The 23,882-nt window shown below is 69.0% G+C and carries 20 protein-coding genes; 10 read left to right on the top strand and 10 right to left on the bottom strand.

Features of this window, described 5'->3' with window-relative positions; genetic code table 11:
- The first annotated feature begins 4 nt into the window (after positions 1-4).
- The gene (locus ACFYO1_RS22060; protein ID WP_387233885.1) at positions 5-1,249 is read left to right on the top strand and encodes a KasA/KasB family beta-ketoacyl-ACP synthase; all 1,245 of its coding nucleotides are present in this window, start codon (positions 5-7) and stop codon (positions 1,247-1,249) included.
- 474 nt (positions 1,250-1,723) lie between these two features.
- Here the strand turns inward: ACFYO1_RS22060 and ACFYO1_RS22065 are convergent, their stop codons facing one another.
- Entirely contained in the window at positions 1,724-2,371 is a 648-nt protein-coding gene (locus tag ACFYO1_RS22065) for a TetR/AcrR family transcriptional regulator (protein ID WP_387233888.1), read from the bottom strand.
- An 85-nt stretch (positions 2,372-2,456) separates the two neighbouring features.
- On the opposite strand from ACFYO1_RS22065, the gene ACFYO1_RS22070 reads away from it, so the two are divergent.
- The 3 genes from ACFYO1_RS22070 to ACFYO1_RS22080 all read left to right on the top strand — a co-directional run bounded on the left by ACFYO1_RS22070 (position 2,457) and on the right by ACFYO1_RS22080 (position 5,501).
- Positions 2,457-3,542 (top strand): epoxide hydrolase family protein, encoded by a 1,086-nt coding sequence (locus ACFYO1_RS22070; protein ID WP_387233891.1) that lies wholly within the window; start codon positions 2,457-2,459, stop codon positions 3,540-3,542.
- Between the two features lie 86 nt (positions 3,543-3,628).
- The gene (locus tag ACFYO1_RS22075; RefSeq protein WP_387233894.1) at positions 3,629-4,765 is read left to right on the top strand and encodes an epoxide hydrolase family protein; all 1,137 of its coding nucleotides are present in this window, start codon (positions 3,629-3,631) and stop codon (positions 4,763-4,765) included.
- Positions 4,766-4,877: 112 nt separating this feature from the next.
- A complete protein-coding gene (locus ACFYO1_RS22080; RefSeq protein ID WP_387233897.1) occupies positions 4,878-5,501 on the top strand; it encodes an NAD(P)-dependent oxidoreductase in 624 nt (207 codons plus the stop codon).
- 71 nt (positions 5,502-5,572) lie between these two features.
- Here ACFYO1_RS22080 and ACFYO1_RS22085 read toward each other — a convergent pair whose 3' ends face one another.
- Positions 5,573-6,712 (bottom strand): GTP-binding protein, encoded by a 1,140-nt coding sequence (locus ACFYO1_RS22085; RefSeq protein ID WP_387233900.1) that lies wholly within the window; start codon positions 6,710-6,712, stop codon positions 5,573-5,575.
- A 91-nt stretch (positions 6,713-6,803) separates the two neighbouring features.
- Here ACFYO1_RS22085 and thiD point away from each other — a divergent pair, with 91 nt between their 5' ends.
- Entirely contained in the window at positions 6,804-7,649 is an 846-nt protein-coding gene (gene thiD / locus ACFYO1_RS22090) for a bifunctional hydroxymethylpyrimidine kinase/phosphomethylpyrimidine kinase (RefSeq protein WP_387233903.1), read from the top strand.
- A gap of 196 nt (positions 7,650-7,845) precedes the next feature.
- Here the strand turns inward: thiD and ACFYO1_RS22095 are convergent, their stop codons facing one another.
- Positions 7,846-8,568 (bottom strand): TetR/AcrR family transcriptional regulator, encoded by a 723-nt coding sequence (locus ACFYO1_RS22095; RefSeq protein WP_387233906.1) that lies wholly within the window; start codon positions 8,566-8,568, stop codon positions 7,846-7,848.
- Positions 8,569-8,709: 141 nt separating this feature from the next.
- Between ACFYO1_RS22095 and ACFYO1_RS22100 the strand changes: the two genes are divergently transcribed.
- A complete protein-coding gene (locus tag ACFYO1_RS22100; RefSeq protein WP_387233909.1) occupies positions 8,710-10,299 on the top strand; it encodes a flavin-containing monooxygenase in 1,590 nt (529 codons plus the stop codon).
- Complete coding sequence (locus tag ACFYO1_RS22105) at positions 10,296-11,144, top strand: SDR family NAD(P)-dependent oxidoreductase (protein ID WP_387233911.1); 849 nt, start codon at positions 10,296-10,298, stop codon at positions 11,142-11,144. The genes ACFYO1_RS22100 and ACFYO1_RS22105 overlap by 4 nt, the downstream gene beginning before the upstream one ends.
- A 2-nt stretch (positions 11,145-11,146) precedes the next feature.
- On the opposite strand, the gene ACFYO1_RS22110 is transcribed toward ACFYO1_RS22105, so the two are convergent.
- A complete protein-coding gene (locus ACFYO1_RS22110; RefSeq protein WP_387233914.1) occupies positions 11,147-12,184 on the bottom strand; it encodes an Lrp/AsnC family transcriptional regulator in 1,038 nt (345 codons plus the stop codon).
- A 106-nt stretch (positions 12,185-12,290) separates the two neighbouring features.
- Here ACFYO1_RS22110 and ACFYO1_RS22115 point away from each other — a divergent pair, with 106 nt between their 5' ends.
- The 3 genes from ACFYO1_RS22115 to ACFYO1_RS22125 all read left to right on the top strand — a co-directional run bounded on the left by ACFYO1_RS22115 (position 12,291) and on the right by ACFYO1_RS22125 (position 17,284).
- Positions 12,291-13,808, top strand: coding sequence for an MFS transporter (locus ACFYO1_RS22115; protein ID WP_387233917.1), 1,518 nt, complete (start codon positions 12,291-12,293; stop codon positions 13,806-13,808).
- 138 nt (positions 13,809-13,946) lie between these two features.
- Positions 13,947-15,251: a glycosyltransferase gene (locus ACFYO1_RS22120; RefSeq protein ID WP_387233919.1), complete on the top strand. Its 1,305-nt coding sequence runs from the start codon at positions 13,947-13,949 to the stop codon at positions 15,249-15,251.
- Complete coding sequence (locus ACFYO1_RS22125; protein ID WP_387233922.1) at positions 15,248-17,284, top strand: glycosyltransferase family 39 protein; 2,037 nt, start codon at positions 15,248-15,250, stop codon at positions 17,282-17,284. The genes ACFYO1_RS22120 and ACFYO1_RS22125 overlap by 4 nt, the downstream gene beginning before the upstream one ends.
- On the opposite strand, the gene ACFYO1_RS22130 is transcribed toward ACFYO1_RS22125, so the two are convergent.
- The 6 genes from ACFYO1_RS22130 to ACFYO1_RS22155 form a co-directional block, all read right to left on the bottom strand.
- A complete protein-coding gene (locus ACFYO1_RS22130; RefSeq protein WP_387233925.1) occupies positions 17,263-18,066 on the bottom strand; it encodes an SDR family oxidoreductase in 804 nt (267 codons plus the stop codon). The genes ACFYO1_RS22125 and ACFYO1_RS22130 overlap by 22 nt on opposite strands.
- Before the next feature lie 118 nt (positions 18,067-18,184).
- Positions 18,185-19,063 carry a phosphotransferase family protein gene (locus ACFYO1_RS22135; protein ID WP_387233928.1) on the bottom strand — a complete coding sequence of 293 codons (879 nt, stop codon included), beginning with the start codon at positions 19,061-19,063 and terminating at the stop codon, positions 18,185-18,187.
- A gap of 182 nt (positions 19,064-19,245) precedes the next feature.
- Entirely contained in the window at positions 19,246-19,866 is a 621-nt protein-coding gene (locus tag ACFYO1_RS22140; protein ID WP_387233931.1) for a TetR/AcrR family transcriptional regulator, read from the bottom strand.
- 4 nt (positions 19,867-19,870) lie between these two features.
- Positions 19,871-20,653 (bottom strand): enoyl-CoA hydratase family protein, encoded by a 783-nt coding sequence (locus ACFYO1_RS22145; protein ID WP_387233933.1) that lies wholly within the window; start codon positions 20,651-20,653, stop codon positions 19,871-19,873.
- 10 nt (positions 20,654-20,663) lie between these two features.
- Complete coding sequence (locus ACFYO1_RS22150) at positions 20,664-21,824, bottom strand: acyl-CoA dehydrogenase family protein (protein WP_387233936.1); 1,161 nt, start codon at positions 21,822-21,824, stop codon at positions 20,664-20,666.
- Positions 21,821-23,878: an acetyl/propionyl/methylcrotonyl-CoA carboxylase subunit alpha gene (locus ACFYO1_RS22155; protein ID WP_387233938.1), complete on the bottom strand. Its 2,058-nt coding sequence runs from the start codon at positions 23,876-23,878 to the stop codon at positions 21,821-21,823. Before ACFYO1_RS22155 ends, ACFYO1_RS22150 begins: the two co-directional genes overlap by 4 nt.
- Positions 23,879-23,882: the final 4 nt, after the last annotated feature.

Consider the following 23,882-nt stretch of genomic DNA (forward strand, 5'->3'; position numbering starts at 1 on the left):
CATCGTGACTGTAACAATCGCTTCAGAAACTCGGGATGCCGTGGTCGTCACCGGCTACGCGGCCACCACCTGCCTGGCCGACGACATGGATACGACCTGGTCGGAGCTGCTGATCGGGCACACCGGCATCGGCGCGCTGACCGAGGACTTCGTCGCCGAATACGACCTGCCGGTGCGGATCGGCGGGAAGCTGAAGTCACCTCCGGGCCAGCAACTGACCAGGATCGAACAGCGCCGCCTGTCCTATGTCGAACAGCTGGCGCTGGTGCTCGGGCGCGCGGTCTGGCGCCACGCGGGTGCCCCGGAACTGGACGGCGAGCGGCTCGCGGTCGCCATCGGCACCGGACTCGGCGGCGGCGACGCATTGATCGACGCGGTCGACGCGATGCGGGCCGGCGGCTACCGGAAGGTGTCGCCGCTGTCGGTGCCGATGGTGATGCCGAACGGCCCCGCCGCCACCGTCGGGCTGGAAATCGGTGCCAAGGCAGGGATTTACACGCCGGTGTCGGCGTGCTCGTCCGGCTCCGAGGCGATCGCGCAGGCCTGGCGGCTGATCGGCACCGGCGAGGCCGACGTGGTGGTGGCCGGCGGCGTCGAGGGTCACATCGACGCGGTGCCCATCGCGAGTTTCGCCATGATGCGGGCGATGAGCACGCGCAACGACGAACCGGAGCGGGCGTCGCGGCCCTTCGACCGGGATCGGGACGGATTCGTGTTCGGCGAGGCGGGCGCGCTGATGGTGCTGGAATCGGAGCGGCACGCGCGGGCTCGCGGCGCCGAGATCCACGGCCGGGTGCTCGGTGCGGGGATCACCTCCGACGCCTATCACATCGTCGCCTCGGAACCGGCGGGCACCGGCGCGGCGCGAGCCATGCGCAAGGCGATACGCGCTGCGGGACTGGAAGTCTCAGACATCCAGCATGTCAACGCGCACGCGACCGCCACCTCGATCGGCGATGCGTCGGAGGCCAACGCGATCGCCGCCGTGACGCCGGACGCCTCGATCTACGCGCCCAAATCCGCACTGGGACACTCGATCGGCGCGGTAGGCGCGCTCGAATCCCTCATCACCATGCTGACCCTGCGCGACCAAACCATCCCGCCCACACTGAATCTCGACAACCGCGACCCAGAGATCGATCTCGACATCGTCAGCGGCGCACCCCGCCGGCAGCACATCGATTACGCACTGAACAACTCGTTCGGCTTCGGCGGCCACAACGTAGCCCTCGCCTTCGGCCGAGTCTGAGCTCGGTCTCGGAGTCGGCGCGCCAGGCCACCCGGTGGAAACTGTTCCGACCGAACCGGTTTGCCCCCGCCTACGCGGGTATGACGGAGGCGCGAGCCCATTGGCTGCAATTGCTCGCACCCGGTGACGACTGGGCGCTCTCACCCCCGAAGCGCGCCAGACGTACCGCAGGTCGGCGGGGCGGGACCCAAGTGCTGCCAAGCTCCCCCACCCTGCCGACCCCGCGGGTTCGCGTCCGGCGTTCACGGGCGGGTGGAGATTTGCTGGACGGACCAGCCGTTGCCGTCAGGGTCGGTGAAGAAGACGAAGCCGACGTTGTCGAGGGGGTGGGGCGTGGGGGTCGGGTTTTCGCCGAGGATTTGTACGTCGGTTACCTCTACTCCGCGAGACGCCAACTCGGCGTGGGCTTTTCGAATGTCAGGGACCACTAGTTGCAGGTCGCGGCGGGAGAACTCACCGGTCGCCGGCGGCGGCTCATTGCCGCCGCTCCCAGCGCCAGGCGAACTCGCCCGCCACGGGCGGGGGGCCGGGCAGATCACCGTCCACGGACAGGCCGTCCACCAGCATGGCCAGCACCCGGCGGCGCAGCTGTGCGGTGCGATCGGGGTCGGGCATGGCGATGGCCGCGCAGGATTCCAGGATGAGGCCGAGGTCCTCCGCGGTGACGCCGGGGCGCAGCCGCCCGCTGGCCTGCGCGCGGCGCACCAGCTCATCGTTCACCTCGGCCGAGTGCAGGACATCGGGCAGGATCGACTCGTCCGGGGTGAAAGTGCCGGCGAGGTGCACGGTCAGCGAGTGCACGTCGGCGTCGACGACCCGCTCCAGGAAGCCGACGAGCCCCTGCCAGCCGTCCGAATCTTCCAGCGCCGCATCGGCTTCGGTGTTGTAGCGACGCAGCCCTTCGTAGCAGAGCGTGCGTAACAAGACTTCCTTGCTCGGGTAGCGGCGGTACAACGCGCTGATCCCCACCCCCGCCCGCTCGGCGACGGCGGCGATCGGCGCGTTGGCGTCGGCCAGAAACACGGTGCGCGCGGCGTCCAGGATGAGCCTGTCATTGCGGGCCGCCTGCGCCTTGCGGCCGGGCAAGCCCTTCTGAGCTGGGGTATCGGGTTCTTTCGGCATGACTTCAGAATAGCACTTGAAACGGAATGATCCGTTCTGTTATTGTTCAAACAGAACGAAGCATTCCGTTTCACAAGGAGTTCAGATGAGCACGATCACCCCCTTCCGCATCGACGTCCCCCAGGCCGACCTCGACGATCTGCAGGCGCGGCTGGCCCGCACCCGCTGGGCCGATCAGATCCCCGGCTCGGGCGACACCTACGGGGTGAGCGTCGACCGGGTCCGCCACCTGGTGGATTACTGGCGCGACGGTTTCGACTGGCGCAAGGTCGAGCAGACGCTGAACACCTACCCGCAGTTCACCACCGAGATCGACGGGCAGCGGATCCACTTCCTGCACGTGCGGTCGACGCAGGACAACGCGTTCCCGCTGATCCTGACCCACGGCTGGCCGGGCACCTTCGTCGAGTTCCTCGGCGTCATCGAGCCGCTCACCGCGGCCGGATACGACCTGGTGATCCCCTCGGTGCCGGGTTACGGATTCTCCGGCCCGACAACGGAATCCGGGTGGCACGACACCAGGATCGCCAAGGCCTGGGCCGAGCTGATGCGCAGGCTCGGATACGACAAGTACGGCGCGGTCGGCAACGACGGCGGCGCGCAGATCTCCCCCGAACTCGGCCGCGTCGATCCGGAACACGTTGTCGCCGTACAGGTGTCGCAGATCTACTCGTTCCCGACCGGCGATCCGGCCGAAATGGCCGACCTCACCGAGGACGAGGCGGCGTCCCTGGCGACGCTCGATTGGTTCGTCAAGAACAAGATGGGCTTCAACATCCTGCAGTCCCAGCAGCCGCAGACGCTGGCGCACGCGCTGATGGATTCGCCGGCCGGGCTGGTCGGCTGGAACGGCCAGCTGCTCGGCCCGGATCTCGACGACGACTTCGTGCTGACCAATATCGCGATCCATTGGCTCACCGGCACAGCGGGTTCCGCGATCCGGCACTACTTCGAGAAGGCCAAGGCCGACCAGCCGACCGGCCCGATCGCGGTGCCGCTGGCGCTGTCCGGTTCGAACGGCGACTTCCACGGCATCCGCCGCTTCGCCGAGCGGGACCACAGCAACATCGTCTCCTGGCGGACCCACGACGTGTACACCCACTACCTGCACCACGTCGCCCCCGAGCTGATGTCCGGCGAGATCACCGAATTCTTCGCCCAGTACCGCTGAGCGTCCACCTTCATTCCGCGGCCCACACCCCGCCGGTGTGGGCCGCGGGTCAACCGCACAAGCATTCCGTTTCCGAGGAGAACACCATGAGCACCATCAAGCCCTTCCAGATCGACGTCCCCCAGGCCCGGCTCGACGACCTGGCCGACCGGCTGCGCCGCGCACTGTGGCCGAGCGAGCTGCCCGATGTCGGCGACTCGTACGGCGTGCCGGGCGATCGGGTCCGGACCCTCGCGCAGTACTGGCTGGAGAGCTTCGACTGGCGGGCGCTGGAGGCGAAACTGAACTCCTACCCGCAGTTCACCGCGGCGATCGACGGCGAGGAGATCCACTTCCTGCACATCACCTCGTCGCGGCCGGACGCCGTGCCGGCCATCCTTACCCACGGCTGGCCGGGCTCGATCCTGGAATACCTCGATGTCATCGCGCCGCTGACCGAACCGGACTCGGCCGACGCGCCCGCCTTCCACCTGGTCATCCCGTCGCTGCCGGGCTTCGGCTTCTCCGGCCCGACCCGCAGCACGGGCTGGAATCAAGTGCGCACCGCGAAGGCGTGGGTGGAGCTGATGGACCAGCTCGGCTACCAGCGCTATCTCAGCATCGGCAACGACGCGGGCTCGATGATCGCGCCGGAGATGGCCAAGCTCGCGCCGAACAAACTGATCGGAGTCCATGTGACGCAACTGTTCTCGTTCCCGTCCGGCGATCCGGCCGAGTTCGAGAACATGTCCGGGGAGGACATGGCGGCGCTGGGCCACCTGCAGTGGTTCCACGACAACAAGATGGCGTTCAACACCTTCCTCAGCCAGCAGCCGCAGACCCTGGCCTACGCGCTGACCGACTCACCGATCGGCCTGCTCGGCTGGAACGCGCAGCTGATGGGCGAGAGCCTGGACCACGACTTCGTCATCGGCAATGTGGCGATCTACTGGCTGACCGGCACCGCGAGCTCGTCCACCCGGTTCTACTACGAGGACGCGCACGCCACCGAGCAGTTGGCCGGGCCGACCACCGTGCCTACCGCGCTGGCCATGTTCGAGGGTGACTTCCAGTCGATCCGCCGCTTCGCCGAGCGCGACCACAAGAACATCGTCCGCTGGAACTCCTACGCCGCCGGCACCGCTCAGGGCGGCCCGAACGACGCGGCGGGGCACTACGCGGCGCATGAGGCGCCGGAGATTCTGGTCGGCGATATCCGCGAGTTCGTCGCCGGGCTCGGCTGATTCGAGACAGTCGCTTATGGCATCGAGACTCACGGCGATGGTTCGTCTCATTCCGCGCTGTTGTACTTGGTTCACCACAGCACAACAGGATTCAGCAGAGGAGCCAGACACCATGAAAATCGCAGTCTTCGGAGCCACCAGCACGGTCGGTCGCCTGGTTGTCGCGCAGGCCATCGAGGAGGGCCACGAGGTCACCGCGTTCACCCGGAGCGCGGCCGGCCTCGAGCAGCGGCACGAGCGGCTACACATCGTGGAAGGCGATGTGCTGGATACGAATTCGGTCGAGCGGGCGGTCGTCGGCCAGGACGCGGTGCTCGTCTCGCTCGGCGCGGGGCGCAAGGGGGTGATCCGGGCCGAGGGGACCCGCGCGGTGCTCGCGGCGATGGAACGGACCGGGGTGAAGCGGTTGATCGTGCAGACCACCCTCGGCGTCGGCGACAGCCGGGGCAACCTCAACTTCGTGTGGAAGTACCTGATGTTCGGCATGCTGCTGCGCCAGGCCTACGCCGACCACGTGCAGCAGGAGCTGTATGTCCGAGCCAGCGAACTGGATTGGACGATCGTGCGTCCGAGCGCGTTCACCGACGGCCCGCGCACCCGCGGTTTCCGGCGCGGCTTCCCGGCCGGCGAGCGCGGCCTGTCGCTGAAGATCTCCCGCGCCGACATCGCCGACTTCATGCTCGAACAGCTCAACGACCGGACCTACGTGCACCAGGCGCCGGGCATCTCCCACTGAGGCCCCGCGCCGTGCCTCGCGTTCGAGCCGGACCTATCGTGACCCACGCCCCCAGCGTGGGTCACGACCGTTCAGGCGTGCTCGTGCAACGCGCCCCAGGCCGGGAACGGGTCCGGGTAGCCGGCCCATTCGACCGGCCCCGCGGCGAACTCGGCATCGGTGAGCAACGCGTCGTCGAGCAACGCACGCACCTTGTCCCGATCCAGCTTGATCCCGATGAAGACGATCTCTTGTCCGGCAGGCACTTCCAGCGCCGACCACCACGCGGCAGGCTCGAAGACGAGGTTGGGCCCGGCTTGCGACCAGATGGCCGCCAGCGACGCCCGGCTGGCGATCCAGCAGAAACCCTTGCTGCGCAACAACCCTCGCAGTTCGCCGAGCGCCTCGGACAGCCGCTGCGGATGAAATGGCCGGTCCGCGGTGTAGGTGAGGCTGCGGATGCCGTACTCCTCGGTCTCCGGCGTGTGCCCGCCCGCCAGTTCTTCCTCCCAGCCCGCCGCCTCGGCGGCGACCACCGGGTTGTACAGACCGGTGCCGAGCACGTCGGCCAGGTCGACGACGCCATTGGTCGTGCGCAGCACCCGAGCACGCGGATTGAGTTTGCGCACAGTCGCTTCCACCGCTCCGGCCGCCGCCGCGCCGACCAGGTCGGTCTTGTTCACCAGCAGCACATCGGCGAATTCCACCTGATCCACCAGCAAGTCGGCGATGGTGCGCGCATCCCCCTCGCCCGCTTGCAGATTCCGCTCGGCCAGCGCCTGCCCCTTGGCCACCTCGGTCAGAAAGGTGGACGCGTCGACCACCGTCACCATGGTGTCCAGCCGCGCGATATCGCCGAGCTTGAACCCGTCCTCGAACTCCCAGTCGAAGGTCGCGGCCACCGGCATCGGCTCGGAGATGCCGGTCGACTCGATGACCAGCTGATCGAAGCGCCCCGCGCGGGCGAGCCGGCCCACCGCCTCGATGAGGTCCTCGCGCAGCGTGCAGCAGATGCAGCCGTTGGTCAGCTCGACCAGCTTCTCCTCGGTCCGGTCCAGGTGCCCCTGGCCCGCGACGAGCGCCGCATCGATATTCACCTCGCTCATGTCGTTGACGATGACCGCCACCCGGCGGCCCTCCCGATTGGCGAGGATGTGGTTGAGCAGCGTGGTCTTGCCCGCCCCCAGGAAGCCGGACAGCACGGTGACGGGAAGCAGGTCGGAGGTGGTCATGTCTTAATGATAATGGTTTTCATTTACCTCCGGCAATCCGGGTCGCCGGTTGCGCGTGGCGATGCGGGCGGACGGTCGTAGGGTTTGTCTCGTGAAGCTGTTGCCATTGACCCCCGACGGGCAGACTCCGGTCCGGGTGCTCACCATTGCCGGAACCGACTCGGGCGGCGGCGCCGGAATCCAGGCCGACACCCGCACCATGGCCCTGTGCGGGGTGCACGCCTGCGTGGCGGTCGCGGCGGTGACGGTGCAGAACTCGATGGGGGTCAGCGACTTCCACGAGATCCCGCCGGCCATCGTGGCCGGCCAGGTGCGCGTCGTGGCGACCGATATCGGCGTCGGCGCGGTCAAGACCGGCATGCTGGCCTCGACCGCCATCATCGAGGCGGTCGCGGACGTCTGCGGCGAGGTCGGCATCGGCCGCGACGGGCAGATCCCGCTGGTCGTCGATCCGGTCGCCGCCTCCATGCACGGCGACCCGCTGCTGCACGAGGAGGCCTTGGACGCCGTCCGGCACACGCTGATCCCGCTGGCCACGGTGGTCACGCCGAACCTGGACGAGGTCCGGCTGATCACCGGCATCGACGTCACCGACGACGCGTCGGCCCGGCAGGCCGCGCAGGCGCTGCACAAGCTCGGCCCGCAGTGGGCGATCGTGAAGGGCGGACACTTGCGCTCCTCCGAACACAGCACCGATCTGCTGTTCGACGGCGACAAGTTCCTGGAGTTCACCGCGCCGCGGATCGGCACCACCAACGACCACGGCGGCGGCGACACCCTGGCCGCGGCGATCGCGTGCGCACTGGCCAACGGATATTCGGTACCGGAGGCGGTGGAGTTCGCCAAGGACTGGACCTACCGCTGCCTGGCCGCCTCGTACGATCTCGGCGCGGGCCACGGTCCGGTTTCCCCGCTCTGGCGTCTGCACAGCGACTGAACCCGGAACTGGTTGATTCCCCAGTTCAAAAGCCCCTAAGGGGGCCGATTCTTGTCGGTGGGTGCTGAGACAATAGGGCTGTCGCAAACGCGGTAGGCCTCGATGAAGCGGCCGCGCCAGAACACCGTCGTTCGAGCGGATGCGACAACCGTTTCAGCGCCGGCCTCGCCTTTGCCGTGGCCGGCAGAGCAAGGCGCTACTCGCCGGAAAAGGCTAGGTGCAGTGGCAGATCAGTGTCGATGACAATGCCGTTGAGCCGGGCGTTGGCCGCGACGAGCGCGGCGATGGTTTCCGCGAGATAGGCGACGAACTTCTCGATCGGCATCGGCTGCGTCTTCAATCGGTTCGCGCCGAGCCACCAATCGGTGGCCGAGCCGACCGCGCCGAAGATCGAATAAATCACCAGCTCCACGCTGTCCACGTCGACCGCCGTGTCGGCCGCCAGTTCGGCGAACAGATCGGCGGCCCGCTTCGCCGACTGCCGGGCCGATTGCAGCGCGCGTTCGGAATCGTCGGACTGCTGCGCGAAATGACTGTGCAGCATGAAGCGGAAGACGTTCGGGTGCTCCGACACCACGAGCGCGTACTCCGCGGCACCGCGCCGGACGAGTTCCCGGGCCGAGTCGTTGGTCAGGTCCACGCCGGAGATCAACTGCTCCCACAGCATGTCCCGGACCCGGTCGACGATCGCGTTGTAGAGGTCGGCCTTGTCCTCGAAATGCCGGTACAGCTTGGGTTTCGCCCCGCCGGCCTCCTTGGCGATATCGCCCATGCTGACTTCCGGGCCGAACTTGTCCAGCGCGCGGAACGCCGCGTCGACGAACTCCGCACGCACCTTCAGCCGGTGCTCCCGCCAGCGCTCCGTGCGTGCGTCGACGCGTTTGCGCGGCACCTCGTCCAGTTTTCGCCCGCTGCGCATCACAATTCCGGATGCTACCTGCTACCACCGGTACCGATGACCGGGTCGGGGCGTTGACATCGGATGAGGCGTGGGACACACTCGGGAAACTACACGGAACCGGTGGTATTGGATATTTCGCACAGAAGGCCGGTGGGGACGATGACGTCCGCGATCCACACCCGAGTCCTGATCGTCGGGAGCGGCTTCTCCGGCCTCGGCATGGGCATCGCGCTCGACAAGGCAGGCCTGAGCGACTACCTCATCGTGGAGCAGGCCGGCGAGATCGGCGGCACCTGGCGCGACAACACCTACCCGGGCTGCGCCTGCGACATCCCGAGCCACCTGTATTCGTATTCCTTTGAGCCACGCTCGAATTGGCAACGGCTGTTCTCCGGGCAGCCGGAGATCCTCGACTATCTGAAGGAAGTCACCGAGAAGTACCGGCTGCGTCCGCACATCCGCTTCCGCCAGCACATGGCGCACGGCTACTGGGACGACAACGAGCGATGCTGGCACGCGTTCAGCTCGGACGGCCAGGAGTACGTCGCGCAGTTCCTCGTGTCCGCGGTGGGGGCGCTGCATATTCCGAGCATTCCGAAGTTCCGCGGCAGCGCGGATTTCACCGGCGCGGCGTTCCACTCGGCGCGCTGGGACCACGGGGCCGACCTGGCGGGCAAGCGCGTCGCCGTGATCGGAACCGGCGCCAGCGCAATCCAATTCGTGCCGGAGATCGTCGGCGAGGTGGGCCGGCTGACCGTGTTCCAGCGCACCGCGCCGTGGGTGATGCCGCGTGCGGATGTGGAGTTCTCGACGAGGTTTCGGCATGCGTTGCGCCGCATACCGGGCCTGCGCCTCGCGTTGCGCACCGGCCTCTATTGGGGCGCCGAGGCCGGTGGCTATGCGATGAACTGGCGGCCCGCATTGCTGAAGGTGCTGGAGCGGATCGGGCGGCGGCACATCGAGCGCCAGATCGCCGATCCGGTGCTGCGCGCGCGGGTTACGCCGGACTACCGAGCGGGCTGCAAGCGGCTGCTCGGCTCCGACACCTACTATCCGGCGCTCGCCGATCCGAAGACCGAGCTGGTCACCGAACGCATCGATCGGTTCACCGCGGACGGCATTGTCACCGCGGACGGCATCGAGCGCGAGTTCGATGTGATCATCTACGGCACCGGTTTCCAGGTCATCGACTCGTTCAAGAATCTGCCGATGGCCGGGCTGCGCGGTGTCGACCTGGCCGAGCGCTGGGACCGGGAAGGGGTGCAGGCGCATCGCGGGATCACCGTCGCCGACCTGCCCAACGCGTTCTTCCTGGTCGGCCCGAACACCGGCCTCGGGCACAACTCGATGATCTTCATGATCGAGGCGCAGATCCACTATGTGCTGCAAGCCATTCGGCAGGTGCGCGAGCAGGGCGCGCTCGCGCTGGTCCCGCGGCGGGCCGCGCAGGATCGATTCAACGCCCGGCTACAACGCGGACTGGCGCACTCGGTGTGGAACACCGGCGGCTGCCGGAGCTGGTACCTGGATGAGCACGGGAACAATCGCACGCTGTGGTCCGGGTTCACCTGGCAGTACTGGTTGCAGACCCGGCGGGTCGACCCCGCGGAGTACGAATTCTTCGGTCCCGCACCGAGTTCGCCGACTCGCCGCACCACCGTGCCGGAAGACCTTCCGGCCCAGACTTTTCCCACCGCCCTGACCAACGGCCGACCGAAGCCAGCCCGTAACCCCGAGGATGTTCAATGAAGAACTTCGATGACAAAGTCGCCGTGATCACCGGCGCGGGCTCCGGCATCGGCCGGGGACTGGCCCTGGAGCTCGCCAGACGCGGCGCCAAGCTGGCGCTGTCCGACATCAACACCGAGGCGGTCGCCGACACCGCGGGCCGCTGCGAAAAGCTCGGCGCGACAGCCATTCCGTACGAGCTGGACGTCGCGCACCGCGCGGCGGTGTACGCCCATGCCGCCGACGTGCGCGGCGAGTTCGGTCGAGTGAACCTGGTCTTCAACAACGCGGGCGTCGCGCTCGGGGCCGACGTCGAGGACATGGAGTGGGACGACTTCGACTGGCTGATGAACATCAACTTCTGGGGCGTCGCGCACGGCACCAAGGCGTTCCTGCCCGACCTCATCGCCTCCGGCGACGGGCACATCGTCAACATCTCCTCGGTGTTCGGCCTGGTCGGCGTGCCCTCCCAAAGCGCTTACAACGCGGCCAAATTCGCGGTGCGCGGGTTCACCGAGGCGCTGCGGCAGGAGATGCGGATCGCCCGGCATCCGGTCGGGGTCACCTGCGTGCATCCCGGCGGAGTGACCACGAATATCGCGGTGAGCGCCCGCGGCCTGCCCGACGACGTGGACCTGGAGACGTTGCGCCGTGGCTGGGACGCGCTCACCCTGACCAGTCCGGACGCGGCGGCGAAGATCATTCTGCACGGCGTGCAGAAGAACCGGGCGCGGGTGCTGATCGGTCCCGACGCCAGGGTCTTCGACCTGATCCCGCGCCTGCTCGGCCCGGCCTACGAGGATCTCGGCGTCCCGCTCTATCGGGCCGGGCGGCAGGCGGCGGCGCGGTTCGGTATCGCGCTGTAGGACTATCGCCGCCGGGCCGCGCGCGGCGGCACCGGCGGCGGTGGGTTCAGCCGGCCCGCGGTGGTGCGCGAACCGGCCTGCTTGAGTCGCTCGAGCACCGGGGTCAGCTCGAAGCTGTGCACACCGTCCAGGGTGGCCATCTTGGTGGTCACGTAGCGGTACAGGTCGTCGGCGGTGTCCGCGGTCAGCACGGCGAAGATGTTGAACGGCCCGGTAACCGCTGCGGCATAGGCGGTTTCGGCGTGCTCGGCGATCGCGCGGCCGACCGCGTCCAGCTGCGCCGGGGCGACGCGGAGCCAGAGGAAGGCGGTGAGGCCGGGTCCCAGTGCGGCGGGGGCGATGTCGAGGTCGAAGTAGAGGATGCCCGCCGCCTGCAGCGCGGCGATCCGGCGCGCCACCCGGCCGACGCTCATGCCGGTGGCGCGGGCCAGGACCGAGAACCCGGCGCGTCCGTCCCGGGCCAGCAGCTCGAGCAGCAGGTCGTCCTCGTCCCGCAGCTCCAGCTCGGCTTCGACGTAATCCGTTGTGGCCGTGCCGCTCTCGGCACCCCGGCGAGCCGCCTGCCGGCCTCGCCAGTCCACCGCGCCGGGTCCGACGAAGCGGTGCAGGATCATCGCGGCCGCGATGTCGTGTACCGGCGCGGTGCGTTGCAGCCGCTGCACCAGCAGGTCGTCGCGGTCCTGCGGGGTGCGCGGGTGCAGCGAGAAGTTCACCTCGGCGCCGGCCGCCGCGATGCTGACCCACGCGGCGTCGTCGCGGCGGGCCAGGGCCTCGGCCACCTGCCGCGCGCCGTCCGGGCGGCAGTGCACCCGGATGATCCAGTCGTTCTCGCCGAGCGCGCGGGAGTCGACCGCGCCGATCACCCGGACCACGCCGTCGCGGCGTAACCGCCGGTAGCGACGGGCGACGGTCTGTTCCGCGACACCCAGTTCGGCGGCAACCCGGTTGAACGCAACCCGTGGGTCCAGTTGCAGTGCCTGCACGATCTGCGTATCGATGCCGTCCAGGATGGAGTTTTTGCCTATACCAGTGGCGCTCACAAGGAGGAAATCTACGCCCGATGAGCAACCGGGCGACCTTACCGGTCGCGGCTCCGGATACTCGACGCCGTCTCCCGTCCACGAATTTCCAGAGAGGACAACGGCTTTGCGTAAATGGCTGCCGCTGCTGACGGTGTGTCTCGGCACCTTCATGCTGCTGATCGACGTCACCATCGTGAACGTCGCACTACCCGATATGCGCAACGACCTGGACGCGTCGTTCAGCTCGCTGCAATGGGTGGTCGACGGATATGCCTTGGCCATGGCCGCGCTCATGCTCGGGGCCGGCTCGATCGCCGACCTGGCCGGGCACCGGCGGACCTATCTGGCCGGTTTGGCCCTGTTCGCGGTGTCCTCGCTGGTCTGCGGGATCGCGCCGAACCCGACCGTGCTCATCGCGGCCAGGGTGGTGCAGGGCATCGGCGCGACGACCATGGCGTGCACCACCTTCGCGCTGCTGAACAACTCCTACAGCGGGCGGGATCAGGGCGCGGCGTACGGCGTCTGGGGTGCGGTCGCGGGCGCGTCCAGCGCGATCGGGCCGATCATCGGCGGTGTGCTCACCGATCTCGCGTCGTGGCGCTGGATCTTCTTCGTCAATCTGCCGGTCAGCGCGGTGGCGATAGCCCTGTGCGGGTGGGTGCTCGCCGAGGGGGAACGGCCGCACCGCGGGCGCGTCGACGTGGCGGGCATGGTGGCGTTCACCGTGAGCGCCGCCGCGGCGACCTACGCCCTGATCCGGGCGAACGAACACGGGTGGTCGAATGCGCTCACCTGGTGGTTGCTGCTGGTCGCCGCGGTGGCGCTGCTGGTGTTCCTGCTGGTCGAACGCACCTCGGCGCAGCCGATGCTCGATCTGGCGCTGCTGCGGGACCGCTCGTTCGCCGGCGTGCTCGTCGCGGCGGGGACGTTGTTCTTCGCCGCGTTCGGCGCGCTGATGTACACCCAGATCTGGATGCAGTCGGTGCTCGGGCTCACCGCGATCCAAGCCGGGGCGGTGGGACTTCCGTTGTCCGTCATGGCTTTCCTGGTGTCGGGCAGCATCGGGCGGTTCCTGCACGGCGAGCACCGCGGGCCGATCATCGCGGGCGGGCTGTTCGCGACCGGCGTCGGCGGCCTGGCCGGTGCGCTGCTCGTGCACGACGAAGCCGGTTGGGCCGCACTGATTCCCGGCTTTCTGGCGGTCGGGCTCGGCGTCGGACTGGCCACCGCGACACTGAGTTCGGCGGCGATGGCGGCGGTTCCGTGGCAGCGGGCCGGAATGGCCACGGGCGCGGTCAATACCGCGCAGCAGCTGAGCTTTGCGCTCGGAATCGCCACTCTGGGTTCGGTTTTCACCGCACGAGCGGCGGATGTGCTCGACCAGCGCGCGGTACCGGACGCGCAAGCCACGGCACGGGCGGTCGGCGGTGGTCAGTCCGCGATGCTGGTGCAGCAGGTTCCGGCCGAGGCGCGGTCCGCGCTGGCGGCGGCGGTGCGTGCGGCTGCCGCGGCGGGCGTCCAGGGCACGCTCGCGGTGAGCGGTGTCGTCGGTCTACTCGGTGGCGCGATCGTGCTGTCGCTGATGCGGCGGTCCAAGCCGGTGGCGGCTGTAGTCGATGCGGAGACGCAGGTACACGCCTGATTTGCCCGAATTCCGGTGCGGCCAAAGGAGTCGCTACGGCGGCACCCGCCGGGACCGATCGTCCCTGGTCGGGTGCCCCCAGGAACCTCACAGCTGAGGCCCAGCTCCGTAACAACCGGACCGTCGAGGGTGGTCTTCATGACCGAGACTGTGACCGTCGCGGCGGCGGAATTAGCCGAGACACCGGGTACGCCCGTGCTGGACGTGGTGATACCCGTCTACAACGAAGAGACCGACCTCGGCGTGTGCGTGCGCAGGTTGCACGCCTACCTGCGCCAGGGGTTCCCGTTTCCGGCGCGGATCACGGTAGCCGACAATGCCAGCACCGACGCCACCCTGCAGGTGGCCGAGCTGCTCGCGCAGGAGTTGGACGGCGTGCGGGTAGTGCACCTGGATGCCAAGGGGCGCGGGCGGGCGCTGCGGGCGGCATGGGAACGCTCCGACGCGCAGGTGGTCGCCTACATGGACGTGGACCTGTCCACCGACCTGAACGCGCTGCTCCCGCTGGTGGCGCCGCTGATCACCGGGCACTCCGATCTGGCGATCGGGACCCGGCTCAGCTCGTCGTCGCGGGTGGTGCGCGGACCGAAGCGCGAGATCATCTCCCGCTGCTACAACCTGCTGCTGAAAGCCTCGCTGCAAGCGCGCTTTTCGGATGCCCAGTGCGGATTCAAGGCCATGCGCAGCGAGGTGGCGCGGGAGCTGCTGCCGCTGGTGCGCGACGGTGAGTGGTTCTTCGACACCGAGCTGCTGGTGCTCGCCGAGCGGGCCGGGCTGCGTATCCACGAGGTGCCGGTGGACTGGATCGACGATCCGGACAGCCGGGTCGACATCGTCGACACCGCGCGCAAGGATCTGCTCGGCATCGGCCGGCTGACCCGCGCGCTGGCCACCGGGGCGTTGCCGCTGGAGGAACTGCGCCGGGCGGTCGGGCGCGAGCCGCTGGTGCCCGGGGTGCCGCTCGGGATGGTCGGGCAGCTGGTCCGGTTCGCCATCGTCGGCGTGCTGAGCACACTGGCTTATCTGCTGCTTTACGTGGTGCTGCAATCGTTTACGGACGCGCAGGTGGCCAACTTCCTGGCGCTGCTGGTGACCGCGGTGGCCAATACGGCGGCCAACCGGGCCTTCACCTTCGGCGTGCGCGGAACGACCGGCGCGGTGTCGCATCAGTTCCAAGGACTGGTGATCTTCGGCATCGGGCTGGCCTTGACCAGCGGCTCGCTGTTCACGTTGCATCACTGGGCGCCGGACGCGCCGGTGCATCTGGAGTTGCTGGTGCTGGTGCTGGCCAATCTGCTGGCGACGATTCTGCGGTTCGTCGGGTTGCGCTGGGTTTTCCGCAACACCCCGAATCCGGCCCGGCGCACGGCGATCTCCGTACAGTCCGATTCGACGGAAACAGCGGCGCCGGCGGCGCTCGATACCGAGGGAGCCGCTCGATGACCGCGACCCTGGCGCCGCCCACCGCGGCACCGGCGACACCCGAACCCGAACGCAAAAACCGTTGGGAATACCCGGCATTGGCGGTGCTGCTGCTCGGCACCGGCATCGCGTATCTGTGCAACCTCAGCTCGAACGGCTGGGCCAACGCGTTCTATTCCGCTGCGGTGCAAGCGGGTTCGGTGTCCTGGAAGGCCTTCTTCTTCGGCTCCTCGGACGCGGCGAACTCGATCACCGTGGACAAGCCGCCAGCCTCCCTGTGGCTGATGGAACTCTCGGTGCGGGCATTCGGGCTGAACAGCTGGAGCATCCTGGTGCCGGAGGTACTGCTCGGCGTGGCGAGCGTGGCCCTGCTGTGGGCGACGGTGCGCAGGTCGTTCGGGCCGGCCGCCGGATTACTCGCCGGGCTGGCACTCGCGGTGACTCCGGTCGCGGTGCTGATGTTCCGGTTCAACAACCCGGACGCGCTGCTGGTGTTCCTGATGATCGCCGCGGTGTGGGCGATGACGCGGGCGATCGAGGACGGTCGCTGGCGGTGGCTGGTGCTCACCGGCGTGCTCGTCGGATTCGGCTTTCTCACCAAGCAATTACAGGTGCTGCTGGTCGTTCCGCCGCTGGCCCTGGCCTACTTGATCGCGGGACCGCCGAAGCTCGGCACTCGGGTCCTGCAGCTGCTCGCCGCCGGCGCCGCCATGGTGGTGGCCGCGGGCTGGTGGCTGCTGGCGGTGGAGCTGTGGCCCGCCTCGTCGCGGCCGTGGATCGGTGGGTCGCAGAACAATTCGATCCTCGAACTCACCCTCGGCTACAACGGGTTCGGCCGGCTCACCGGTGACGAGAGCGGCAGCGTCGGGCCCGGTGGCGGTGATCTGCCCGCCGGTGGCAACGGCATGTGGGGCAGCACCGGCATCACCCGGATGTTCGAAGCGGCGCAGGGCGGCCAGATCGCCTGGTTGATCCCGGCCGCGCTGGTCGGCCTGGTCGCCGGAATTCTGCTGCGCGGCAAGGCCGCTCGCACCGATCGGCAGCGCGCGTCGCTGATCGTCTGGGGCGGTTGGCTGTTGGTGACCGGACTGACGTTCAGTTTCATGGCGGGGATCTTCCACCAGTACTACACCGTGGCGCTGGCCCCGGCGGTCGCCGCACTGGCCGGGATCGGTGCGGTGCAGATGTGGCGGGAGCGGCAGCGCCTGTGGGTCCGGCTGCTGCTCGCGCTCGCCGTGGGGCTGACTACGGCGACCGCGTGGATGTTGTTGTCCCGCAGCGCGCATTGGGTGCCGTGGTTGCGGTGGACCATTCTGGTCGCCGGCATTCTCGCCACGATCGCCGCGCTCGTTCCGGCACCGCGGAAACTGGCGATCGTCTCCGCGCTGGCCATCGCGTTCACCGGGCTGGCCGGTCCGACCGCGTATGCCGTCGACACGCTCGCGACCTCGCACGCGGGCGCGATCCCGTCGGCGGGACCGAATGTCGGCCGGTTCGGCATGTTCGGTCAGCGGCCGCCGTGGGCCGAAGGAATGAACGGCATGCCGGGCGGCCCCGGCGCGCCGCACCCGGATGGTCGCACACCGAACGGCGGACCCGGCCGGCCAGGCATGCCACCGCCAGGCGCGATGCCCGGCACTCCGACCGCAGGCACCGGCGGCGAAATGATGATCGGCGCGGGCGGTTTGCTCGGTGCGAGCAAGCCGAGCGACCGAGTGGTCGCCCTGCTGGAGCAGAACGGCTCCGCCTACACCTGGGTCGCCGCCGCGACCGGCTCCAACAGCGCCGCGGGTTTCCAGCTGGCCACCGAACTCCCGGTGATGCCGGTCGGCGGCTTCAACGGCAGCGACCCCTCCCCCACCCTCGCTCAGTTCAAAGACTATGTGGCCCAAGGCAAGATCCACTACTTCATCGGCGGCGAACGCGGTGGCCGGGGCGGCGGCAACCGAGACTCCGCCCCCTCCAACAGTTCTCAGATCGCCCAATGGGTCCAGGAGAACTTCACCGCTACCGAGGTGGACGGCGTCACCCTCTACGACCTCACCACCCGCTGACCCGGAAGATCCGCCGGGTACGTGGCCTCGACCCACTCGGCGAAGGTGGGGCCGGCGAGCGTCGCGTGCGGGCCGGCCAGGAGGGTGCCGTCCTCGAAGGCCTCGCGGTCCGGGTTGGCGGGATCGCTGGATTCGACGATCCGGACGGGGCTGCCCCGGTGGGCGGCCAGCAGGGTCGCGGCACCGGCCATGGTTTCCGGCTGCGGACCGGCGATTTCCGGGAAGGGCGCGCCGGTGGCTTCGGGGGCCGGGTCGACGGCGAGGTCGACCAGGGCCTCGGCGACGGTGCGGGCGGCCACCAGCTGGGTACGCATGTTCGCGACATAGGCGACATCGCCCTGGGTGCCCCACTGGGTCATCACCTCGACCAATTCGTGGAACTGGGCGGCGCGCAGGATCTGGACCGGCAGCGGGCCCTCGAGCAGCCGCCGCTCGTGCGCCAGCTTGGCGGCGTTGTAACCGGCGGTGGAATTGTCGATGCCGATGATGGAGACCACGACCAGGCGCTCGACGCCGGCCTTCCGGCCCGCCTCGTGCAGGTTGCGGGCGGCGGCGGTGAAGAACTCGGTCGCGATGGCCTGGTCGGCGGACGGGGTGCTGGAGGCGTCGATCACGACCTGCACGCCGTCCAGTGCCTCGACCAGCCCCGCGCCGGTCTCGATGTCCACGCCGTTCTTGCGGGAGAACGCCACCACCTCGTGTCCTCGCTCGATCAGCACATCCACCACGTGCTTGCCCAGCCGCCCGGTCGCCCCGGCTACCGCGATCTTCTTCGTCGTCATGGTCCCTGCTCCTCCGTGTCGGTGCGGTGTTCCGCGTTCACTGAGAGGACGACCCAGCGATCCCGAGTGTGACATCCGGACGAAAGCCGACCGAAAGCAGTCGGTTCGGGGGGTGTGATCAGGCGAGGGTGGCGAGGAGGCGGTCGTGTACCACGGTGCGGATCGCGGGGGTGAGATCGGGTTTTTCGGTGAGGAGTTCGAGCATGCGCAGGATTTGTAAGGTTTTGATGCGGGGTGCGAGGTTCGGGTCGGCGGGGTCGAAACCCGCGGCCTGGAGGAAGTCGGGCCAGGCCGGGGTGGCGGGATCGATGACGCTGACCGACCAGGCCCACCAGGCCGGGTCGAACAGCGGGTCGGCGAGGCGGACGGATTCGAAATCGAGCAGGCCGGTGATGATTTCGCCGTCGGTGAGGATGTTGACCGGGGCGAAGTCGCCGTGCGCGAGGACCGCCGGGCGATCGGCGAAGAGGGCGGGCAGCGACCGCAGGGTCCGGTCCAGGGTGGCGCGATGCGCGGCGGCGAGGTCCAGTCGGCCGGCCCAGGCGGTGGCGCTCTCCACCAGGCGGGTGGGGCTGGCCCAGAGGTCGTCGAGTTGCAGGCCCGCGGTGGGCAGGCGGCGGAACGCGGCGAGCAGCGTGCCCATTTCGCGCGCGATGATCGGGAATTGCGGACTGGCCAAGCCGATTTCGGCGCTGGCCGGAATCGGGACGCCGGGCAGCGCGTCGAACACGATCCAGGCGGGGTCGGCGTCGAGGTCGAAGCGGCGGATGCGCGGAATGGCGATGCCCCGCTTGGCGGCGGGTTCCAGCAGGGTGTGCATGACCCGCAGGCGGCGTTCGGCGTCGTCCGGATTGCGGTAGCGCTGTAGCACCATCCGGTCGCCGTCGGCGAGCGTGAGCAGGTCGGTGCGGTTCTGGAAACCCCATTCGGCCGGCGCGCTACCGGCAATCGGCTGGCCGAGAGTCTGCTCGAGCCCGCCGTACTCCGCATGGTCCATACGGCAGACCCTAAGGCACGCACGGACTGTTGCGCGCCGATCGGCGGTGCCGCGCGAAACAAGGACGTAGGGGCATACTTCGGGCGCGCTCGTTCGTCCCGGTCGGCGGCCTGATCAGGGACATCGTCCGGCCGTGAACCCGCCGCACGCACCCCCACGCGGAGCCGGCCGCGCGACGGAAATCACTCCGCGCGCGGCGCGCTGAGCGCGGCGTGCAGGGTGGCCGCCCACTGCTGGACGATCTGTTTGCGCCGCGCCGAATCGTCGGTGAGCACGTCGGCCAGGCCGAGCCCGCGTGCCATGTCGAGGGTGGCCTGCACCAGGTGGTGGGTGACCGGGTCGGCGTCGTCGACGCCGAGCGCCTCCACCGCGCGCCGGTGCGAGATCCGGCCGAACTTGGCCTCCAGCGGGACAATTCGTTCCCGCAGCGCCGGATCGGCGGCCGCGTGCGTCCACACCTGCAGCGCCGCCTTGAACAGCGGGCTGGTGTAGGACTCGACCAGGCCGGCCACCACGGCCTCGGTCCGGCCGACCCCGTCGGCCAAGGCGGCGACCGCGATCGCCTCGTCCTTGGCCTGCTGGGTCCGGCTGTCGAACATGTACTCCAGCGCGGCGGTGATCAGCTCCTCCCTGGTCGGGAAGTGATGCTGCGCCGCGCCCCTGGACACCCCGGCCCGTTCGGCGACGACCGCGACCGTCGCTGCCGCCCAGCCGGTTTCGGCCAGGCAATCGATGGTCGCCTCCAGCAGGCGCTGCCGGGTGGCTCGGCTGCGGTCCTGCTTGGGTTCGTGGGGTGTGGCCATGCGGCTATTCTGCCCAGCTCGCCGGACGACGCTGCAGGAAGGCCGTCATGCCCTCGCGCACCTCATCGGTGCCGAAGAAGCTCGCCGAGCGGGTGGCGAGTTCCTCGGCCGAGACGTCGAACTCCGCGAGCATGGCCGCGTTGACCAGCCGCTTGCTCTCGGCCAGCCCCTGCGGCGAGCCCTTGCGCAGCTCGGCGCGCAACCGCGCCACCTCGGCCGCCGGATCGGCGGCGGCGGTGGTGATCAGCCCGATCTGCTCGGCGATGTCCGCACCGAACTTCTCCCCCGTCAGGTAGTATCGGCTCGCCGCGCGCGAGGTGAGACGCGGCAGCAGGGTCAGCGAGATCATGAACGGGGCCAATCCGATTCGCACCTCGGTGAGGGCGAAGCTGCTGGTCGGCCCGGCCACCGCGATATCGCAGGCCGCGACGATGCCCATGCCGCCTGCGCGCACGTTGCCGTCGATCCGCGCGATCACCGGCTTCGGGGCGGCGATGAGGCGGCGCAGGACGCCGATCATCACCCGGGTGCGGTCGTCGGCGGCCACCGCCGGATCGGCATTGCTCGCCTCGGACAGGTCCGCGCCCGCGCAGAAGGTGTTGCCGGTGTGCGCGAGCACGATGCCGCGCACCGCGTCGTCGGCGGCCGCGTCGTCGAGCCCCTGGAGGAGTTCGGCAACGAGCTTGGACGACAACGCGTTCCGGTTGTGCGGCGAGTCGAGGGTGAGCGTCGCGAAGCCGTCCGCCACCTCGTAGCGGACGAACGGCCCGGTCACAGTGTCGGTCATGGACAGCCTCTCAGTAGGACTTCGGCAGGCCGAGCGAGTACTGGGCGACGAAGTTCAGCACCATCTCGCGGCTGACCGGCGCGATGCGGCCGATGCGCGCGGCCGCCAGCATCGCGGCCAGGCCGTACTCCTTGGTCAGGCCCGCGCCGCCGTGCGTCTGGATGGCCTGATCGAGCGCCTTGATGCTCGCCTCCGCCGCCGCGTATTTCGCCATGTTGGCGGCCTCGGCGGCGCCCATCTCGTCGCCCGTGTCGTAGAGCGTCGCGGCCTTGCGCATCATCAGCTTGGCCAGCTCCAGCTCGATCTTCACCTGGGCCAGCGGATGCGAAATGCCCTGGTGCGCACCGATCGGCGTCTTCCACACGGTGCGTTCCTTGGCGTATTGGACCGCGCGGTCGATGGCGTAGCGGCCGAGGCCGATGGCCATCGCGGCGCCCATGACCCGTTCCGGGTTGAGCCCGGCGAACAGCTGCATCAGCGCCGCGTCCTCCTTGCCGACCAGGGCGGTCGACGGCAGGCGCACGTCATCGAGGAACAGCGTGAACTGGTGGTCCGGCTCGATGATGTCCATTTCCTGGGGCGTCTTGTGGAAGCCCTCGGCATCGGTCGGCACGATGAACAGGGCGGGCTTGAGCTTGCCGGTCTTGTGGTCCTCGGTGCGGGACACGATGAGCACCGCCTCGGCCTGGTCCACGCCGGAGATGTAGATCTTGCGCCCGTTGAGGATCCAGTCGTCGCCGTCGCGGCGCGCGGTGGTGGTGATCTGGTGGGAGTTGGAGCCCGCGTCCGGCTCGGTGATGCCGAAGACCATCTTGGCCGAGCCGTCGCCGAGCTTGGGCAGCCACTGCTGCTTCTGCTCGTCGGTGCCGTACTTGGTGATGATGGTGCCGCAGATGGCCGGGGACACGACCATGAGCAGCAGGCCGGCGCCCTGTGCGGAGAGCTCCTCCATGACCAGCGCCAGCTCGTACAGGCCGGCTCCGCCGCCGCCGTACTCCTCCGGCAGGTTCACCCCGAGGAAGCCGAGTTTGCCCGCCTCGTCCCACAGTTCGGTGAGCGGCTCGTTGGCCCGTGCCTTCGGCAGCACGTAGTCGCGGTAGTTGTACTTCGCCGCCAGCGCGGCGACCGCGGACCGGAGCGCGGTCTGCTCTTCGGTTTCGACAAAACTCATTTGCTCTCCTGGGTTTCCGTGCCTTCGGCAGGGTCGACGACGGCGAGGACGGCACCGACTTCGACCTGCTGGCCGACGGTGACATTGACGGCGCTGAGCACACCGGCGGCGGGCGCGGCGATGGTGTGCTCCATCTTCATCGCCTCCAACCACAGAATCGGCTGGCCCTGTTCGACCCGGCTGCCGACCTCGGCGCCGAGCCGGATCACGCTGCCGGGCATGGGCGCGAGCAGCGAACCGGTGGCCACCTGGTCGGCCGGATCGCTGAAGCGGGGCAATTTGCGCACGCTGACCGGCCCGAGCGGGGAGTCGACGCACACCAGATCGGCGTAGCGGGCAACGGCGAAATGCCTGCGGACCGAGCCGCGTTCGCCGGGGACGGCGAGCACCACGCGGTCGGGGGCCGCTTCGACGAGTTCGAGTCCGTCGTGGCCGTCCACCGAGACGACGCCACGGGTGAAGCGGTAACCGATGTCGTGGATCCCGCTGGTGCGGCTTTCGAACAGCTTGTGCGTCGACTGGGACGGCAGGTTGCGCCATCCGCTCGGCAGTCCGCCGCCGACCCGGGCGGCGCCCCGATTCGCCGCCGCGTCGGCCAGTGCCGCGGCCACGATGGACAACGCCTCATCGGCTTCGGACACCAAAGGCGCTGCCAGCGTGTCCAATCCGTGGGTGGCGAAGAACGCGGTGTCGGTGTCGCCGGCCAGGAACGCGGGGTGCCGCAGCACCCGGACCAGCAGGTCGCGGTTGGTCACCAGACCGTGGATCTTGGCCCGGTGCAGCGCGTTGGCGAGCAATCGAGCTGCCTCGCCGCGGGTTTCGGCGTACGAGATGACCTTGGCCAGCATCGGGTCGTAGTGCACGCCGACCACCGAGCCGTCCACCACGCCGGTGTCCAGGCGCACGCCCGGACGGTCCAGCAGATCGAATTCGGTGACTACCGACGGGATGTCGAGACGATGGACGGTGCCGCTCTGCGGCTGCCAGTCGTGCGCCGGGTCCTCGGCGTAGAGCCGGACCTCGATCGAATGCCCGTACAGCCCTGGGGATTCGGCGGGCAGCTTCGCCTCCGCGGCCACCTCCAGTTGCAGGCGAACCAGATCCAGGCCGGTGGTGCACTCGGTGACCGGATGTTCCACCTGGAGCCGGGTATTCATCTCCAGGAAGAAGAACTCCCCGCGCTCGTCGGCGAGGAACTCCACGGTGCCCGCGCCGGTATAGCCGATCGCCCCCGTGGCCAGCCGGGCCGCCTCGAACAGGCGCTCGCGCATGCCCTCGGTGCGCTCGACCAGCGGCGAGGGGGCCTCCTCGAGCACCTTCTGATGCCGGCGCTGGATGGAGCATTCGCGCTCACCGACCGCCCAGATGGTGCCGTGCGTATCGGCCATCACCTGAACCTCGATGTGGCGGCCGGTTTCCAGGTACCGCTCGCAGAACACCGTCGGATCGCCGAACGCGGACGCGGCCTCCCGGCGCGCGGCCTCGATCTGCGCTTCGAGCTCGCCCAGCTCGCGCACCACCCGCATGCCGCGACCACCGCCGCCGGCCGACGCCTTGATCAGCACCGGCAGGTGCGCCTCGGTGACCTCGGCCGGATCGAGCTCGGCGAGCACGGGGACGCCGGCCGCGTCCATCATCTTCTTCGAGGCGACCTTGGAACCCATCTGCTCGATGGCCTCGACCGGCGGGCCGATCCACACCAGACCGGCGGCCAGCACCGCCTTGGCGAAATCGGCGTTCTCGGAGAGGAATCCGTAGCCGGGGTGGATCGCGTCCGCACCGGCGGCCAGCGCGGCCTCGATGATCAATTCGCCGCGCAGGTAGGTTTCCGCCGGCGTATTGCCCGGAAGCAGCACTGCCGCATCGGCTTCCGCGACGTGCGGGGCGGCGGCGTCCGCGTCGGAGTAGACCGCGACGGTACCGATGCCCATTCGCCGGCAGGTGGCGAACACCCGGCGCGCGATCTCTCCGCGATTGGCGACCAAGACGTTCGTGATCTGCCCTCCCGCCGCCCGGCCACCACCCCTCACCGAATCGCTACGCGATGCTGTCATGACT

This window comes from Nocardia sp. NPDC006044, assembly GCF_042871115.1.
In the GTDB taxonomy this organism is placed as follows: domain Bacteria; phylum Actinomycetota; class Actinomycetes; order Mycobacteriales; family Mycobacteriaceae; genus Nocardia.